The following is a 17,807-nucleotide window of genomic DNA, read 5'->3' on the forward strand; positions in this document are numbered from 1 at the left end:
AACTTTCAGACAACTGGTGTCATAATAAAAAGAATAATAAAACTATTGAAAAATTTATTATTTGGGGATATTCTTTTATCAAACCTTTTTTATGCTATTTCCTCTGTATGTTAGTTTTTCTTACGTAAGATTGACAATCTATCTTACCCAGGTTAAGATAGACGTAAGGGAGGTGGATTAAATGGGTAGTGAAAGAAGATCAAGTGAATTAAGAAGATCCATGCCGCTTTTACCAATTAGTACGGTTATGCAATTAACTGAACTATCGGCGCGTCAAATTCGCTATTATGAAGAACATGATTTAATTCAGCCACACCGTACGGAAGGTAATAGAAGAATGTTTTCCTTAAATGACGTCGATACGCTTCTGGATGTCAAGGATATGTTGGAGCAAGGCGTGAACATGGCAGGAATCAAGAAAGTGTTTGATATGAAAAATAATCCTGCAATTCAAGCAGCAAAAGCAAAAGAAGAAATTTCCGATGCAGAATTGCGCCGCATTTTACGTGAAGAAATGATGAATAGCAACCGTCATCAAAAACCATCTTTGCGACAAGGGGATTTATCGCGTTTTTACCAATAAACCGCGTGAATTATAAATAGAATAATTAAATTTGCTAATTAGGGAAAAGTAGGAGTGTGGAATACTGTGGGTAAATACACAAAGGACGATATTAAACGTCTTGTTCAAGAAAAAGAAGTAAAATATATTCGACTACAATTTACAGACATTTTAGGAACAATCAAAAACGTAGAAATTCCAGTGAGTCAACTTGATAAAGCACTAGATAACAAAATGATGTTTGACGGTTCTTCGATTGAAGGGTTTGTTCGTATCGAGGAATCTGATATGTACTTATATCCTGATCTTGACACATTCATGGTATTCCCGTGGACTACTGATAACGGTAAAGTTGCACGTTTCATTTGCGACATTTACACTGCTGAAGGCGAACCATTCTCTGGAGATCCACGCAACAACTTAAAGCGTGTATTAAAAGGAATGGAAGAGTTAGGTTTCACGCATTTCAACCTTGGGCCTGAGCCGGAGTTCTTCTTATTCAAATTGGATGCAAAAGGGGAGCCGACTCTAGAAGTAAATGACCATGGCGGTTATTTTGACTTGGCACCAACAGACTTAGGTGAAAACTGCCGTCGCGATATCGTGCTGGAATTAGAAGAAATGGGCTTTGAAATCGAAGCTTCTCACCATGAGGTTGCTCCTGGTCAACACGAAATCGACTTCAAATATGCAAATGCCATTGAAGCTTGCGATAACATCCAAACGTTCAAGCTGGTTGTTAAAACAATTGCCCGCAAACATGGCTTACATGCAACATTCATGCCAAAACCATTATTCGGTGAAGCGGGTTCTGGAATGCACTGTAACGTGTCATTATTTAAAGGCAAAGAAAATGCATTCTACGATCCTAGCACAGAACTTGGTCTATCTCAAACAGCTATGCAATTTATGGCAGGTGTATTAGAGCACGTTCAAGGATTTACAGCGATTACAAACCCAACTGTAAACTCATACAAACGTCTAGTACCAGGATACGAAGCACCATGTTACGTAGCTTGGTCAGCTCAAAACCGTTCACCATTAATTCGTGTACCAGCTTCACGTGGTCTATCAACTCGTATTGAAGTGCGTTCAGTAGACCCTGCTGCTAACCCTTATTTAGCTTTAGCTGCAATCCTTGAATCTGGTTTAGAGGGAATCCGCAACGGATTGACACCTCCACCAGCAATCAACCGCAACATCTACGTGATGAGCGAGGAGGAACGCAAAGCAAACGGAATCGATAACTTACCAGCTTCACTTGATGATGCTCTTGTAGCTCTATCAAAAGACGAAGTGATCAAAAACGCATTAGGTAGCCATATCTATGCAAACTTCAAAGAAGCAAAAGAAATCGAATTCGATATGTTCCGTACTGCTGTTCACCCTTGGGAACGCGAACAATACTTAAAAATGTATTAATTTCTATACGGCCTGGCACAATTTGTGTCAGGTTTTTTTGTATGATTTAAAAAAAGCTAAATTTAAACCCACCTCACAAAGGCAGGGAGGTGGGGACAATTTTATTCTGCAGTTTTTTGCCATGTTAAGACATTATCTAGCTCGGTAATCATGGCACCGTTATCTTTATCAAATATTTGAATTAACACACGAGACAACTCTTCATAGGTCTCATGTGGCTGAAGTTTTAATAAAACATAGACATTCGAATTGGTATGTTTTTCAAAAGTCATAGTCGACTTCTCGATTTCAGGCTCGCTATAGCCAATGGACTCAATAGCCTCTGCCCGTTGTTCAAATGTGTAGTTTTCTGTAGTCGAAAAGGCAAGGTTTAGCTCTTCTTGAGCAATTTCATTAGATTCATTTATTTCTTCCTCAGAAAACGCAACACTTTGATCAGCCACATCATTAAAAATCGTCAAAGCGCCACCAATTAATATGAGAAGTATAATGGTAATCGCAATAATTTTAGTTTTTGCCGCACCCTGTTGATTAAGAATATTCATAAGTACACCTTCTTTTTATAGTTAAAGCTATCTTCAACTACAATGTACTCCTGAAAAGCGAAAAAGAACATAGAGTTACTTGAATTGACAATTATTCTGAGGAGGATTTGTTACAATCTTCGAGTGAATGAAAACAGTCTAGCTAAACTACCTAATTCTATGAGTTAATTATTTCTGGCATGTAACTAGTAAGATTGTGCTGCGCGAATTTAGTGTATTAATAGGGAGTAGGGTGGTTTTTAAAGTAATCTTTATGCATAAATCCAACAAACACAAAAAAACCAGCTATTAAAAGCTGGCACACTGCGTAGTTTTATTACTTATAATTATAGTTGTATTCGCTCGAGAGATTAATATTCCCCCAGTCAGCTGTAGTTGAAGTGCTGAAGCAAGCATTATTAAATGAATCGGGTTTAGTATTTACAGAAGAATTATTACTTGATTTTGCATAAACTTTACTGGTTGAATCTGTGTCTATGTTATTTACGTCTAAATGTCCATTAATACAGACTTTGGATCTGTTAGATAATTTAATTTTTGTGTCAACTGTAGTATTGGCGTTAATAAATACTGTAGAATAATCATCACCGTTCAATTGGTGTATAGTAGTTACCCCTCCTATGTACATAGTAGAGTTGGTGAATTTCGTATTATGCATACTTGCAGAACCCATAATCTCAATAACGGAATTCGTTATTCCATCATTATCTATAAAATTTAACCCTGAAAAAGCGCCACCCACAAATAAGTTAATATTATCCGATTTTTTCATATTGCCATAAACAGTCATACTACCTAGTACATATAACGTTGAATCATAGAAGCCTTTATTAATCTTATCGGCAGTTAATGCCCCGGTAACTTTTACTTTTGAGTTATCAAAAGAAACGCTATCATCATAAGTCATACTACCGGTTATTTGGCAGTTGATAGCATTAAATTCAACTTTTTTGTCGTAATTGGGACAACTTGTTAGGTTGTTACCTGGGTCCGATATTTGATTTGCTTGAAGGATTGGAGTTGTTTTTGTCCCTGTACCCGGTGGAGCAACCTTTGTCACAAGAAATTGAGAAAAGTCTAATTTCAGCTTTCCTTCAATCGTGGTAGACTTACTGTCCTCAGTACCTCTACTTTTATACAAAACATCAATGCCTTTGCTAGTATTTTTGAAAAAATCAGTTTCGGTAGGTGAAATATAAAAATCACCTGTACTATTTCCTTTTATTCCTACAGTAAGGTTTAAATCATTAACATCGGTTTGTAGGTAACCCATCATTTCACTTATAGCAATATCAATATAGTAATCATCAGGATAGTTTTTTTTATCTGCTATATCGTTTGCTCTTAAGTTTTTGACATAGGTCAAGACAGTGTCTTGATGGGTATGGATACTATTATTTATAGCATGTTCGAAATAAGTAACACCCATTTCTGCTATGGCTACTGATTGTGAATTTTGTTCCACTATATTATTTTGTTTTGTAGTATTGGCGGAAATTACCAGGAAAGATAGCGCAAAAACTGTGAAAACAGCTGTTATCATTAAAACGATTAGAATCGCGTATCCATCAGAATTATTGGTTATTCTCCTCATGATGGGCTAGCCTCCTTTAAACGTTGTAAAAGAGCTTCGAGTGTTAGATTGTTTGATGGTTCTTCTAATTTCTGAATTGTTAATTGTAAATTAATGTCTTGCTCGTTTGGATTCACATTCTCGGGTAAATTTTTAATAGAAATACATAATTGATTGTTTTCGAAAGTAACGGTATCAGTAACTCTACCATCAGTAGTTGCTTCGATTGAAAACTTACAAGAATCTCTCTTTACTTTATAAGTATCAGACTGGAGATGTATTTTATTTAATTTTGAAATAATATAATTAGCCTCTTGTTGCATCTGGTTTTTGGAAATTGCTTTATTTGTATAATTAGCTCCTTGAAAGAAGATACTCCAGGAAAGCAGCACTACGATAGAAAGTAACACGATTATTGCTAAAACCTCTACTAATGAAATGCCTGATTGCTTACTATTCTTCATTTGACTCATCCTTATAAAAGATATATCCATAGGTCTCGCTAACTAAAATATCATTCTTTTTAAATAATTGAATATCCATTTGATAAGCTTTTTTTGGTTTAGAAGGTAAATCGGTTGCTCTATGTATTGTTGTGGTAACAGAAAAGTCGGAACTAGTAGATTTTGTTTGATCTGTTTTTATTGATATTGTATTGGAGTCAAAAGTAACAATATCATTTGAACCAATAAATGAAAAAGAAGAGCTGGTTGGGTTGTTTTTGAAAGAATTAAAATCAGAACTGTTTTCTATAGCACTTTTCCAGTAAAATAATTCCTTTTTTGCAATATTGATTGCTTCCTGCTTATTTTCATTTTGTACATTTTTTTGTCCCATTTGAGGGAAGAAATTCATGAATGAAATTAGAATGATAGATAAAATAACTAAAGAAGCTAATACCTCAATCAAAGAAATTCCATTATTGTTCTTAAACAAATTAGGGGTTATTAGTTTTTTCAATAAAAGACACCTACTTATTTTGGATGAAACAATGTAGTAATTTGGGATAATTATATATTAAAACATTTCCATATGCTATAAAAGTAATGGTTTTAATCCATTTATTATTTAAATGTTTGTTAATTAAGTTAAAAGAATGATAGTTTAAGTCTTTGATATTGTTAATGATAATATAAAAGTCATATAAATGAATGTTTTATTTAAAATAAAAATATATTTTTAGTAAAAAAGATATATACAAACTGACAAAAATTGTGTATTTTATTATTTAGATAGAAATTTTATGACGAAACTTTGACGTTTAATAAGAATTTATAAAAATTTTTACAATTATTACGTTAATTTTAGAGTAAGATAATAGAATGGATAGTATATTTTACATAGGTACATAGAGAATATGCTCTATCAAATTATTAAATTATCGCTAGTTCTTTTAAAATGATAAGTTTTATAAAGAGGTAGCTTAAGCTGCATATGAAAAAAGTCAATGCTATTAGTAGTGTTAATTAGAAACTTGAGGTGATTTGTATGCCAATAAAAATAAAACCGATTCTACTAGCTGTTTTGAGCGTGTTTCTTGTTGTGTTTTTATTGTTTCAAGGAAATATTTTAGGAACAGCTTTAGCTGATGGACCGGGGACGGGATCGACTATCGCCGGAGTAGAAGTTTCGGGGTTAGATGAAGACGAAATGAGGGCAGCTTTACAGGAAGCTATTAATCATTGGGTTTCTGAGTCCATTGTGGTAACTGATGGTGAGCATGAAGTCCTGGTTGACCCTTCGCAGTTTGTTTTTGATTTGGATAGTACCGTCACACAATATCAAACAACGGTGGAAAAACCTTGGTTTGCGTTTTGGGAATCTGACCAAGTTGTTCAACTGCCCATACATATAACAGTGCCAGAGGATTTAAAAAACACTATTGCAGTAGTGTCAAGCTGGGATGCTGAAGCGACATTGAATTCGATTACTACACAAGCTTCTTATTTAAAGGAACATGAGATTGCGGCCGTGCAAAATGATTTGACGCAGCTTGAAAATGAGCGGATCGCTCTTTCCATTGTAACCATCCCGACAGAAAGTATCGCGGTATCTAAGATAGCTGAACTAATAAATGAAACAATATTATATCCTGGCGAGACTTTTTCATTTATTTCAACAGTAGGTGAGAGTCATGCGACAAACGAAGCCAAAGACTTTGTTGCCTCAGTTTTATACGATGCCGTGTTAAATACAGAGTTTCAGATTGTTGAGCGTCACTCACAAGAAAAAATACCAACGTACCTAGAACCGGGAATTAATGCAAGAATCAGTATTCAATATAATGAGGATTTACAGTTTTTGAACAGTTCGACGAATCCCGTCAAAATTAATGCAACCATTGAAGGCTCTGATTTGAAACTCGAAATCTATTCGAATGAAAAAAGCAAAGAGGTTCTCGTACAGACTCATAAAAAAGAAATCCCACCACGTATTATCAATCGTTATTCGGATGATTTAGTAGTTGGACAGAAACAACTCGTCCAAGAGGGAGAAAAGGGTCTACGCGTTGTAGTCACTAGAATTGTTTCAGAGAGTGGCAGCACAACGGAAGAACAAATTAGCCGTGATTATTATGCACCAGCGAACCGAATTGTCTTAATTTCAGCAAGACAGCCAGAGTCGATTGGTACAACAGATTCTACAGGGACGACAAGTGATAATACTTACCCAACTGATAACACGGATTCAACAGGAACAACAAATCCTAGCACAGCGCCAAGTGGAATAGAAAATCAAGATCCAGACACACAAATGGATTTAGACAATAATGGTTTACCGGATATACCGCTGGACGAAGCGGAAGAAAACTTGCCTGAAGGTAGTTACTATGACAAGGGCGGAAACTTAATTACTCCATAAGGAAGGGGAGTGTGGCAATTGCGAATGCAAACTCGAAAACGACTTGGGGACTTGTTGATTGAAGCAGGTGTAATTACGAATGAACAGCTTGACTATGCTTTAACGAATAAAAGTCGTGACGAAAAACTCGGTGACTTTCTGATTCGTGAAAATTACCTGACTGAGCAGCAGCTAATCGAAGTCCTCGAATTCCAATTAGGGGTTCCGCATATTAACTTAAACCAATATTCGATTGAACCGGAACTTCTGCAATTAGTGCCCGCTGAACTGGCAAAACGAGCGAATATTATGCCCATCAGACGGGATAAAAATAGGCTCTTTATCGCGATGGCGGATCCAATGGATTACTTCGCCATTGAAGAAGTGCGAATGGCGACAGGCTGTCAAATTGAGACAAGTATTGCTGCAAAGGACGACTTATATCGGACAATTACAAAATATTACGGACTTCAAGAGTCAATGGAAGCAGCTCTTTCAGATTTCGGTGTGGAAGCAACTGAAACGCCGCAAGAAATTACCGATGAAGAGTCCCCGATTGTTCGATTAGTGAATCAATTAATCGCCAATGGGGTGGCATTAAGAGCGAGTGATATTCACTTTGATCCACAAGAAACAGAGTTTCGCGTTCGATACCGTGTAGACGGTCAGCTAAGAACCGAGCGCTCTTTACCGAAAAATATGCAAAATATGATTACGGCCCGCATCAAAATCATGGGTGGACTGAATATTACAGAAAATCGTATACCACAAGACGGACGGATTAAGTCAACGATTAACTTTAAACCCATTGATATCCGATTATCGACATTACCAACAATTTATGGTGAAAAAATCGTAATGCGGATTCTTGATTTAAGTAATGCGGCAACCGATGTGGACAAGCTTGGCTTATCTGAAAAAAATGAACAGCTTTTCCGCAAAATGATTGCTCGTCCGAACGGAATTGTTCTACTCACAGGTCCAACAGGATCAGGTAAGTCAACTACATTATATGCTGCACTTTCTCACTTAAATAAAGTAGGCGTCAATATTATTACAGTTGAAGATCCGGTTGAATATCAATTAGAAGGAGTCAACCAGATTCAGGTAAAGGAAGAGGTTGGGTTAACCTTTGCTGCAGGATTGCGTTCGATCCTTCGTCAGGACCCGGATATTATTATGATTGGTGAGATTCGCGATCTCGAGACGGCGGAGATTGCCACTCGTGCCTCGTTAACAGGGCATTTAGTATTAAGTACTTTGCATACAAATAGCGCTGTTGAATCGATATCCCGGTTGGATGATATGGGGATAGAGCCATTCTTAATCTCTTCTTCATTAGTAGGAGTTGTCGCTCAGCGCCTTGTTCGCCGTGTCTGTCGTGATTGTGGGGAAAAAGTACCGGCAACCGAACGTGAAAAAGAAATTTTTGAACAAGTTGGTATGAAAGTCGAAACAGTAAATCGTGGACGTGGTTGTCCAGCTTGTAATCATACAGGCTATCGCGGACGTCTTGCAATCCATGAAATCTTGCCTATAGATCGAACTGTAAAAGACTTCATTCTCCAAAGAACAAGTATAAGTCTAATAAGAAATTATATGAAAGAGGCAGGATATCGTACTTTAGTAGAAGATGGTTTATTGAAAGTACTAGCTGGCCATACGACGACAGAAGAAGTCTTACACGTTGCCATAGTTGAATAGGAAGTGAAAAGATGTTTAGTATACGGTCATTATTAGAAAGAGCCTATGAAGAAAAAGCTTCTGATTTACATATTACAGTCGGAATTCCACCGGTTTACCGGATAAACGGTAAGCTAAAGCAATTTGAAGACTATGCAGTCACACCCGATGAGGCGCAGGCACTCGTGAAAGAAGTCTTACCTGAGCACAAAGCTGAAGAATATGACCAAAAAGGGGAGACAGACTTTAACTTCTCGCTCGGAGATTTATGTCGATTCCGTGTAAACGCCTATCACCAGCGCAACGATTGTGCGATTGCATTCCGCTTAATTCCATCGAAAATACCGACGATTGAATCTTTAGGTATGCCTAAAGTACTTTACGATTTGGCCGACAAACCCCAAGGATTAATCCTTGTGACAGGGCCGACTGGTTCAGGGAAATCAACAACGCTCGCTGCGATGCTTGATTATATCAATGAAACAAAATCGAAGCATATTATTACGCTTGAGGATCCGATTGAGTATCTGCATAACCATAAAACATCGATTGTCAATCAACGCGAAATTGGCATTGATACAAAGGATTTTGCAAGTGGGTTACGTGCATCCCTTCGTCAAGACCCGGATGTTATTTTAGTTGGTGAGATGCGTGACCTTGAAACAATATCAACCGCAATAACAGCAGCTGAAACAGGGCATTTAGTATTCGCGACATTACATACTTCAAGTGCGCCCACAACAATCGACCGAATTATTGATGTGTTTCCACCACATCAACAAGGGCAAATACGTATTCAGCTTGCGAACGTGTTACAAGGGATCATTTCCCAAAGATTATTTACGAGAAGAGATACAAATGGTCGTATAGCAGCTACCGAGATACTAATTGCCATGCCATCTGTAACAAATTTGATTCGAAACGAAAAAGTGCACCAAATTCCAAGCGTGATGCAAACGAGTAGAGCGATGGGAATGCATACTTTGGAAACATCGGTTCAAGCGCTTGTTTCATCAGGAAAGGTTTCGATGGAAGAAGCACGACCTTATCTGAATTTTGAAGATTATAGTAAATGAATGTTGGTGAGTTAATTGACTGTTTATAGGTATATAGGTCGGACAAAACAGGGGGCACAAAAGAAGGGCACAGTGGAAGCTGCAAATAAACAAGCCGCTATTGCCAAGCTCAGATCTCAAGGAATTAACCCTCGTGAAGTTAACGAATCGAATAGTATCTTGCACAAAGAATTAAAACTTACAGGTGCGAAAGTAAAAAACCAAGACTTCGTCATCTACTTAAGACAATTTGCAACCTTGATAAGAGCAGGAGTTTCAATCGTTGAGTCAACACGGATTTTATCAGATCAAACCAAAAGCAAACCTTTGAAAAAAGCGTTGGATGCGGTTGAAGAAGATATTCGTTCAGGGGTTTCATTTTCTGATGCAACAGCGAAACATCCAAAAGTTTTCCCGTTATTATTTACTAATATGATGCGTTCGGGAGAGGCAACCGGGAATATCGATGATACGCTGGAGCGGTTGGCGAACACATTTGAAAAACAGTATAACTTGAAGAAAAAAGTACAATCAACCTTGACTTATCCAGCAGTGTTACTTGTTTTAACAATTGTCGTTGCCATTTTTATGATGGTGTTCGTTGTGCCGTCGTTTACCGAGTCATTCGAAGAGATGGGCGCAGAGTTACCTTGGATGACAATAGTGACCATCGCTGTGAGTGAATGGCTGCAGAAATTTTGGTGGCTTGTGATCTTGTTAATGCTTGCTGCGATTATCAGTTTCCAGGTTTTATATAAACGTAATGAACAATTTAACTATGCGGTAAATTACGCGTTACTTAAAATGCCAATCTTTGGTCCATTGCTTCAGAAATCAGCGATTTCTCGTATGATGGGGACGTTATCTTCCTTATTCAGTAGTGCAGTGCCGATTTTACAATCACTAACCATAGTAGAAAAAGTAGTTGGCAATCCGGTTATGAGTAAAGTTGTTCTTGAAGCACGTGATAGCCTTGAAAAAGGAAACTCACTTTCCGAACCACTAGAAGCTAGCTGGCTTTTCCCGCCCCTTGTTACCTCAATGACAAGAATCGGGGAATCAACGGGATCACTGGATTATATGCTGGAAAAAGTCGCGGAGTTTTATGACGCAGAAGTAGAAAGATCCGTTGATACATTAAAGTCACTAATCGAACCATTAATGATCTTGTTCTTAGCGGTTATTGTAGGGGTCATTGTAGCAGCAATCTTCCTACCGATGTTTAGCCTTTACGAGCAAATGTAAAAAAATTGAACTAGAGAACAAGGGCGTTTTGCAGGGAGGTGAGGAAACATGCAACAAACGCCCATGCAAAAACAAAAACACAAACAAAACAACAAATTAAAAGGAGGATTTAATATGTTTAAAAATATGAAAAAACGTATTAAAAATGAAAAAGGTTTAACATTAATCGAATTATTAGCAGTAATTGTTATCTTAGCAATTGTTGCTGCAATCGCGGTGCCAGCTATTGGGAATATTATTGACAATAGCCGAATAAAAGCGGCTAAAGCTGATGTTGTTAATGCTATTAATGCAGCGAATATTTATTATACAGATAATGAGGGAGTCCTACTATTACAAGGAACTGCTAATGCAAGTGGTACAACAGCTCCAATTGCTGATCTTAATGATTACCTTGAATCTCCAGGAACACTAACTATTACAAAGGTTGAAAAGACGTCAGATGGTATTGAATTAACTGGTACGGCTAAGGTTGGAACAGATACTTATACAGTTAACGAAGCAACTCTAATTAATATAAAACAAAATACAGCTGACCCAGTTACGGATGTCTTCTTTAAAGCTAGCTGATATTAGTTTTTCAAACTTAGCCTAATGAAATTCATTAGGCTAAGAAATAAGAAACTAAACAATTTAATTTAAACCTAGAGGAGCCCTGCGCATGTTCAACAAAAAGAAAAAGAATTCCCATGTTTCCATCGAGATTAATGATTATGTACTTCGCGCGCTTGTTTCTAAGGGCCCAGATTTGTCCCAGGCAGAGGTGTTTGAAGTGGCTTTGCCTCATGAAATCATCGATGAAGCTACGCTAAAAGATGAAATGGCGTTATTTGAGATATTTAAAGAGAATGCCAACAAATGGGGTGGGAAGAAACAGAACGTTCGATTTTTTGTTCCTGACCCGACTGTTTTGCTAAAATCCTTTGAGCATGCCCGTGATGTGGAACCGAATAAATTAAAAGAGTTTGTCCAAATGGAGCTTGGCCACAGTATTCATTTACCTTTCCAAGATCCGCTTATTGATGTCTATGATCCGACTGAAGGAGATGGACAGGCGATGATGTTTGCTGCTGCTTCTGAAGAAGTGAATAAATATATCAATCTGTTTCTAGATATCCATATGGGGCCGCAAGCTGCTGATATTCGCGCGTTATGTAATTTGCGATTGCTCGAAAGTATGCAGATGATTGATAGTGAAAAAACATACCTAATTGCCAATTGGCTCATTAATGAGCTATCCATTTGTATTTATTCGAATGGGAATGTGGATTTCTTGCGTTACCAGCAGATTCCAACGACTATCTCCCAATGGCATGCGAAGCCACTGAAGGAGAATGAGCTTGACTTTACATACGATGGTGATAGTGAAGATTATCGCATGACGATTATGGATCAGGTGCTGGAACTTGACCGTATTATGAATTTCTTCCGTTTTTCTCTACATAAAGGAGAAAAGTCCGTTGATGAAATCATTGTCATGGGCGATAATCCACTGCTTGATCAAATTCACAATTACCTTAAAGAGACTTTACCTGTTACAGCAAAAATGGTAGATGATTCACAAATGCAAAAGTACTACCCAGGATTTAAAGCAAAACATGCATCACTGCTCGGGCTTGCGTTAAAGGAGATTTCGTCATGATACCAGATATTAACCTCATACCCAAACTTGAAAAAAGCCAACAAGGCTCCAGATTGCTTTATATCCTGCTAGGGATACTTACTTTATTAGGACTGACACTATTGATTTGGCAATATTTCACTGCGAAGGCAGCAGTCATTGAATTACAAAGGGAGGAAACAAACCTTATTGCACAACGTGATCAATTAAAGGTAGACTTAGCCACTTTGCAGCCGGCAAATGAGGGTTCTTTGGAACAATCCCTGCAATTTGTGGAGTTGGTGTCTTATCCTGTTACACCATTAATAGACGAAATTCAAGGCTTGCTGCCGAGTAATTCCTATTTACGTAACTATTCATTTAGCCCTGAAAGTGTCTCAATTTCCATTGATTTTGAAACATTAAGTGACGTTTCGACCTATGTTTCGAGATTAAATAATAGTGCGTATTTTATAGATGGACAAGTCCTTTCCATTACAAATTCTGAACTAGGCGAGGAGCTGGGAACCGAGGATGAGACGAATTTTGATGTCATTCCTAGACAATCCGCCGAAATCACGCTCTTAATCAATGAAACCTATTTAGCTACTGGAGGTGTTCAATAATGAAACTCTCTGGTAATAAAAATTCTTCTTTATTATTGCTTGTGGCATTAATAGCCGCTTTATTATTTGCAATCTACTATTATATTGTATTGCCTAAACAGGATAATGTTGAAACACTTAAAGGCTCTGTTACTTCTTTACAGACGGAGATTACCTCACTTGAAGGTCAGATTGCTACAATGAAAGAAGAATCGACTACCCAGGTGTCCAATGTGTTTGAAATTCGTCAAAAATTGCCGCAGTCTCGCGAGATAGATCAGTTATTATTAAACTTGGAAGAGATTGAGTTTGTTTCAGAAACCCGTATTACATCCATTGGCTTTAATAGCTACGATGCACTTGTTTCCGAGTCTGCCATTGTCCCTGTTCCTGAAGAAGAGGCTACAACAGAGACTGTGGAAGATCAGTCAAGTGGAGCTGAAGTTGCTGGAACAAAAGAAATAGTTGAAGGGGAAGAAGCTGGTGATACAGTGGAAACGCCAGTATCGGAAATTGCTGCCCAAACGCTGCCGCCGGAATTAAAACTCATCACTTTCAACTTAGAAATTGAAGCACCGGAAGATCGAAATATTCAACAATTCATTGAGGAAATCGAAAATTTGGAACGGATTATGCATATTGATACACTAAGCTATACACTTCCGGGAGAAGAAGACGAATTCGATGAAGGTGCCACTGAAGTGATCAATGCTTCTATTCAGGTAACGACTTTCTACTATGAAGGAGAGTCTTAAGAATTATTTCGATTTACTAAGGCATAAGTGTTTTGAAAAAAATTAAACCGTCGGGGTTCGTGTTTTCACGGATTCCGACCATTTGTATTTATAGGAGGTGCATCCCTTGGAAATCGTTTATACCGTGTTTGCCTTTATCTTTGGGCTTGTGTTTGGCTCGTTTTTTAATGTAGTCGGCCTCAGGGTTCCCAAAAAAGAATCCATTTCGACGCCACCATCGCATTGTACAAATTGTCAGCGTCGCTTAACGCTGCTAGATCTGATTCCTGTTTTCTCATACATATTTTTACGAGGAAAATGCCGTACATGTCATGCGAAAATTTCACCCATCTACTTGCTTACTGAAATCATTACAGGGCTTTTATTTGCGCTCACGGTTTGGAAATTGGGTTTAACAATTGAGACAGTTGTGGCACTTTTATTCATTTCCTTATTAATGATTATCGTGGTGTCTGACTTCGCCTATATGCTTATTCCAGACAAAGTGCTTTTGTTCTTTTTACCGTTACTTGCATTGGGGCGCATCTTCTCGCCAATTGACCCCTGGTGGGATAGTATCTTGGGAGCTGTAGTTGGCTTTGGCATCCTATATCTCATTGCAGTTATATCCAATGGAGGCATGGGTGGGGGAGATATTAAACTCTTCTTTTTAATTGGCCTCGTCCTGGGGACATTGAATACGTTACTAACGCTATTCCTGGCTGCTTTTATTGGAATGATTGTCGGCATCATCGTTCTGAAGGTACGAAATCAAGGAAGAAAAACCCCTGTTCCATTTGGTCCGTCCATCGCTCTAGCCGCCATCATCGTTTATTTTTATGGTGAAGCAATCCTGGACTGGTATGCAAATTTATTCTAACAGTAATATTTTTTTCAAAAGAGACGTCTCTCCCTTAAGAGGCGACTCTTTTTCATTTAATGGAGGAAAAATAAAGTAAATCTAGAATATTGTTAAGCAAGTTATTATTATAGAAGTTATGGAGGTGTTTTGAATGAAACCTATTATTGGAATTACAATGACAACGAACAACGGGCAATACTGCATTAATGAAGCCTATGTGAAATCTATAATACAAGCGGGTGGAATTCCGGTGAATATTCCTTTTGGTGTAGAAAGTGATGCGGAACAGTTGCTTGAGGGGATCGATGGTTTATTGCTGACTGGCGGGGTAGACGTTCATCCGCATTTCTTTGATGAGGAGCCGCATATACACATTGGCGATATTATGCTGGAGCGTGATGAAGTGGAACTCGAGCTTACAGAAGCCGCACTGAAGAAAACGATGCCGATATTCGGGATTTGCCGAGGAATTCAGCTGTTGAACGTAGCTTTGGGCGGGACACTCTATCAAGATATCAATTCGCAGTATGAGCATACGCCGATCCTTCATAAACAAAATGCCCGGAGAAAAGAAGCATCCCACTATATAGAAATTACTAAGGGCAGTCAATTATACGAAATCGTGGGCAAAGATAAGATCGCGGTGAATTCATTCCATCATCAAGCATTAAAGAAGGTGCCGGAGATCTTCCAAGTAACAGCGAAAGCAAGCGACGGCATTATTGAGGCCTTTGAAATGAAAGATTACCCTTATTGCGTGGGAGTCCAATGGCATCCAGAGGAGATGGCAATCGCTGAAGACGAACATGCAAAAAACCTATTTAAGTCATTTATTGATGCATCCATCGTCTATAAACAGCAAAATGGAACGCTCGTTTCACAGCTGCCTTGATAGAAATCCCACAGGGCTATATTTAGCAATTGTTTTAATCAACATAGCTATCCCAAACAATTCACCTAAACAAAAAGGTTGTCTCCCAGTCTATTGACCAACGAGACAACTTTTTTTAATGAATATTGCGATATAAGCCTACTACTTTACCTAAAATCGTTACTTGATTTACTAGGATCGGATCCATACTTGAGTTTTCAGGTTGAAGACGGAAATGTGTTTTTTCTTTAAAGAAACGTTTCACTGTTGCTTCGTCATCCTCCGTCATCGCCACGACGATTTCCCCGTTACTCGCAGTGTTCGTCTGTTTTACAACGACGTAATCTCCATCCAGGATACCGGCTTCTATCATCGATTCTCCCATAACTTCAAGCATGAATAGATTTTCTTCACTTGTACCATAGGCATCTGGCAGAGGGAAGTATTCCTCGATATTTTCGATTGCTGTTATAGGTAGACCGGCTGTAACTTTCCCCACTAATGGAACATGTACAACGGATTGTTTTTGAACAGCTGCTTCTTCTTGGTCCAGAATCTCGATTGCACGCGGTTTTGTTGGGTCTCGGCGGATAAGGCCTTTGCTCTCCAATCGAGCTAGATGGCCATGTACCGTTGAACTTGATGCTAGACCTACAGCTTCTCCTATTTCACGAACAGAGGGTGGATAACCCTTTGCCCGAACCTCTTCTTTTATGAATGTTAAAATATCTTCCTGTCTTTTTGATATTTTCTTCAACTCTATCACCTCTTTTGTGAATATGTACCTCTATTAGTTACATATAGTATATCAGTGAAAGAACAAAAATGCAAACATAGGTTCGAAATTGGTGTTGACAAAAACAAGTGTTCGTATTAAATTAAGAACATACATTCGCGAGAACAAATATTCGAAAAGAGGTCTTGGTTTATGAATTGGTTACAGAAAAATACTTATATTGTGGTGTTATTCGTTGCTTTTCTTGTGATGGGTGCATTTCTATTAATTACCGATAATGGCAAAACAACATACGAACAAATTGAAATACAGCATGGCGATACATTATGGACACTAGCAGAACAATATCGTGGTAAAATGACTACGCAGGAATGGATCGAGCAGGTAAAAGCTGAAAATGCTCTTTCAGGAGAACATATCGTGGCAGGACATGCCATAACAGTTCCAGTGAATTCCAATAGCATCTATATTGCAAATTTAAAGAGTGAAGAAGAATTTCATTCAGTAGAGGTAGCGGTTAAAAATCAATGAGTAAGCAAAGGAAAGCAGTCATTTATACACGGGTAAGTACAGAAAAAAATACACAGGAGACATCGCTTGTGCGGCAGGAAGAGGAGCTGCGACGCTATGCAGGTGAAATGAATTTCCAGGTTTTAGAAGTTTTCCATGATCAGCATAGCGGCTATGAAGTAGAACGCGACGGTCTCCTGGAAATGCTGGACTTTATTAAAGAAAAGGATGTAACAGTATTATTTGTGCAGGACGAAACTCGTTTGGGACGAGGTAATGCACGAATGGCAGTCCTGCATTTGCTGCAAAAAAATGGGACAACCGTTTATTCCCTGAACAATGCAGGTCCTTTAACATTGAATGAAATGGATACAATGTTACTTGAGATTCTGGCCATCGTGGAAGAGTATCAACGAAAAATTCATAATGCCAAAATCAAAAGAGGAATGAGACGTGCGGTCGATAACGGCTATCGCCCCGAGTTAAATATCAAGAATCGCCATAATCATGAGGGGCGGGAACGAATAGAAGTACCGATCGAAGAGATTGTGAAACTCCGTGAAAAAGGGCTGACCTTCCAAGAAATTGCCTCAACCTTAAGAGGGCTGGGTTTCCAGGTGAGTAAAGCAACCGTACATCGTAGATATATAGAATATGTAGAAGGTCTTGAACTTTAGACGTTTATTTTTATTAACACCAAGAGTTTGTTATGCATGACTAAAAAAATATAAGTGACTGCAATAGAACCCCGAAATGAGGTCGGGACAGAAGTAGAAATTTCTTAGAATGAAGGAAAAAATTATGTTAAGAAAAAGATACTTTATAAATTGATTGGAGTGGAGGGGCAACTCCTGGGGGAACAGCACGAGGGAGAGACTACAGGCTCGAGCCGTGCCCCCGGAAAGCGTCCCCGCAACGGAAATCAATTTTAGCTACATCAAGAAAACACCATTTTCCTACTCT

Annotated in this window: 19 protein-coding genes; 14 read left to right on the plus strand and 5 right to left on the minus strand. The window is 38.2% G+C overall.

The window, feature by feature from the left end; all coding sequences use genetic code 11:
- Positions 1–181: 181 nt before the first annotated feature.
- Both QYB95_RS18335 and glnA read left to right on the plus strand, forming a co-directional pair.
- Positions 182–583, plus strand: a complete 402-nt coding sequence (locus QYB95_RS18335) for a MerR family transcriptional regulator (RefSeq protein ID WP_301139815.1) — start codon at positions 182–184, stop codon at positions 581–583.
- A gap of 66 nt (positions 584–649) precedes the next feature.
- On the plus strand, positions 650–1,984 hold the full coding sequence (glnA, locus tag QYB95_RS18340; RefSeq protein ID WP_301139816.1) for a type I glutamate--ammonia ligase: 1,335 nt from the start codon (positions 650–652) through the stop codon (positions 1,982–1,984).
- A 101-nt stretch (positions 1,985–2,085) separates the two neighbouring features.
- On the opposite strand, the gene QYB95_RS18345 is transcribed toward glnA, so the two are convergent.
- From QYB95_RS18345 to QYB95_RS18360, 4 genes are all read right to left on the minus strand, one after another.
- Positions 2,086–2,529: a hypothetical protein gene (locus tag QYB95_RS18345; protein ID WP_301139817.1), complete on the minus strand. Its 444-nt coding sequence runs from the start codon at positions 2,527–2,529 to the stop codon at positions 2,086–2,088.
- A gap of 316 nt (positions 2,530–2,845) precedes the next feature.
- The gene (locus QYB95_RS18350; protein ID WP_301139818.1) at positions 2,846–4,123 is read right to left on the minus strand and encodes a hypothetical protein; all 1,278 of its coding nucleotides are present in this window, start codon (positions 4,121–4,123) and stop codon (positions 2,846–2,848) included.
- A complete protein-coding gene (locus QYB95_RS18355; RefSeq protein WP_301139819.1) occupies positions 4,120–4,566 on the minus strand; it encodes a type II secretion system protein in 447 nt (148 codons plus the stop codon). The genes QYB95_RS18350 and QYB95_RS18355 overlap by 4 nt, the downstream gene beginning before the upstream one ends.
- The gene (locus QYB95_RS18360; RefSeq protein ID WP_301139820.1) at positions 4,556–5,062 is read right to left on the minus strand and encodes a type IV pilus modification PilV family protein; all 507 of its coding nucleotides are present in this window, start codon (positions 5,060–5,062) and stop codon (positions 4,556–4,558) included. The genes QYB95_RS18355 and QYB95_RS18360 overlap by 11 nt, the downstream gene beginning before the upstream one ends.
- A 528-nt stretch (positions 5,063–5,590) precedes the next feature.
- On the opposite strand from QYB95_RS18360, the gene QYB95_RS18365 reads away from it, so the two are divergent.
- The 10 genes from QYB95_RS18365 to QYB95_RS18410 all read left to right on the plus strand — a co-directional run bounded on the left by QYB95_RS18365 (position 5,591) and on the right by QYB95_RS18410 (position 15,619).
- Positions 5,591–6,964, plus strand: a complete 1,374-nt coding sequence (locus QYB95_RS18365; protein ID WP_301139821.1) for a VanW family protein — start codon at positions 5,591–5,593, stop codon at positions 6,962–6,964.
- 24 nt (positions 6,965–6,988) lie between these two features.
- Positions 6,989–8,647: a GspE/PulE family protein gene (locus QYB95_RS18370; RefSeq protein WP_425609227.1), complete on the plus strand. Its 1,659-nt coding sequence runs from the start codon at positions 6,989–6,991 to the stop codon at positions 8,645–8,647.
- Between the two features lie 11 nt (positions 8,648–8,658).
- The gene (locus QYB95_RS18375) at positions 8,659–9,702 is read left to right on the plus strand and encodes a type IV pilus twitching motility protein PilT (protein WP_301139823.1); all 1,044 of its coding nucleotides are present in this window, start codon (positions 8,659–8,661) and stop codon (positions 9,700–9,702) included.
- Between the two features lie 15 nt (positions 9,703–9,717).
- On the plus strand, positions 9,718–10,926 hold the full coding sequence (locus QYB95_RS18380; RefSeq protein WP_301139824.1) for a type II secretion system F family protein: 1,209 nt from the start codon (positions 9,718–9,720) through the stop codon (positions 10,924–10,926).
- A gap of 48 nt (positions 10,927–10,974) precedes the next feature.
- Positions 10,975–11,496, plus strand: a complete 522-nt coding sequence (locus tag QYB95_RS18385; RefSeq protein WP_301139825.1) for a type II secretion system protein — start codon at positions 10,975–10,977, stop codon at positions 11,494–11,496.
- A gap of 91 nt (positions 11,497–11,587) precedes the next feature.
- Positions 11,588–12,568 carry a type IV pilus biogenesis protein PilM gene (pilM, locus tag QYB95_RS18390; protein ID WP_301139826.1) on the plus strand — a complete coding sequence of 327 codons (981 nt, stop codon included), beginning with the start codon at positions 11,588–11,590 and terminating at the stop codon, positions 12,566–12,568.
- On the plus strand, positions 12,565–13,152 hold the full coding sequence (locus QYB95_RS18395; RefSeq protein ID WP_301139827.1) for a malate synthase: 588 nt from the start codon (positions 12,565–12,567) through the stop codon (positions 13,150–13,152). Before pilM ends, QYB95_RS18395 begins: the two co-directional genes overlap by 4 nt.
- Positions 13,152–13,886: a potassium transporter gene (locus tag QYB95_RS18400; RefSeq protein ID WP_301139828.1), complete on the plus strand. Its 735-nt coding sequence runs from the start codon at positions 13,152–13,154 to the stop codon at positions 13,884–13,886. The genes QYB95_RS18395 and QYB95_RS18400 overlap by 1 nt, the downstream gene beginning before the upstream one ends.
- A 106-nt stretch (positions 13,887–13,992) precedes the next feature.
- Positions 13,993–14,745, plus strand: a complete 753-nt coding sequence (locus QYB95_RS18405; RefSeq protein ID WP_301139829.1) for a prepilin peptidase — start codon at positions 13,993–13,995, stop codon at positions 14,743–14,745.
- Between the two features lie 133 nt (positions 14,746–14,878).
- Complete coding sequence (locus QYB95_RS18410) at positions 14,879–15,619, plus strand: gamma-glutamyl-gamma-aminobutyrate hydrolase family protein (RefSeq protein WP_301139830.1); 741 nt, start codon at positions 14,879–14,881, stop codon at positions 15,617–15,619.
- A gap of 115 nt (positions 15,620–15,734) precedes the next feature.
- Here the strand turns inward: QYB95_RS18410 and lexA are convergent, their stop codons facing one another.
- The gene (gene lexA / locus QYB95_RS18415) at positions 15,735–16,355 is read right to left on the minus strand and encodes a transcriptional repressor LexA (protein ID WP_301139831.1); all 621 of its coding nucleotides are present in this window, start codon (positions 16,353–16,355) and stop codon (positions 15,735–15,737) included.
- A gap of 171 nt (positions 16,356–16,526) precedes the next feature.
- Between lexA and yneA the strand changes: the two genes are divergently transcribed.
- A complete protein-coding gene (gene yneA / locus QYB95_RS18420) occupies positions 16,527–16,865 on the plus strand; it encodes a cell division suppressor protein YneA (protein ID WP_301139832.1) in 339 nt (112 codons plus the stop codon).
- On the plus strand, positions 16,862–17,521 hold the full coding sequence (locus QYB95_RS18425) for a YneB family resolvase-like protein (RefSeq protein WP_301139833.1): 660 nt from the start codon (positions 16,862–16,864) through the stop codon (positions 17,519–17,521). The genes yneA and QYB95_RS18425 overlap by 4 nt, the downstream gene beginning before the upstream one ends.
- Positions 17,522–17,807 lie beyond the last annotated feature (286 nt).

The organism is Ureibacillus aquaedulcis, from assembly GCF_030418165.1.
Lineage (GTDB): Bacteria > Bacillota > Bacilli > Bacillales_A > Planococcaceae > Ureibacillus > Ureibacillus aquaedulcis.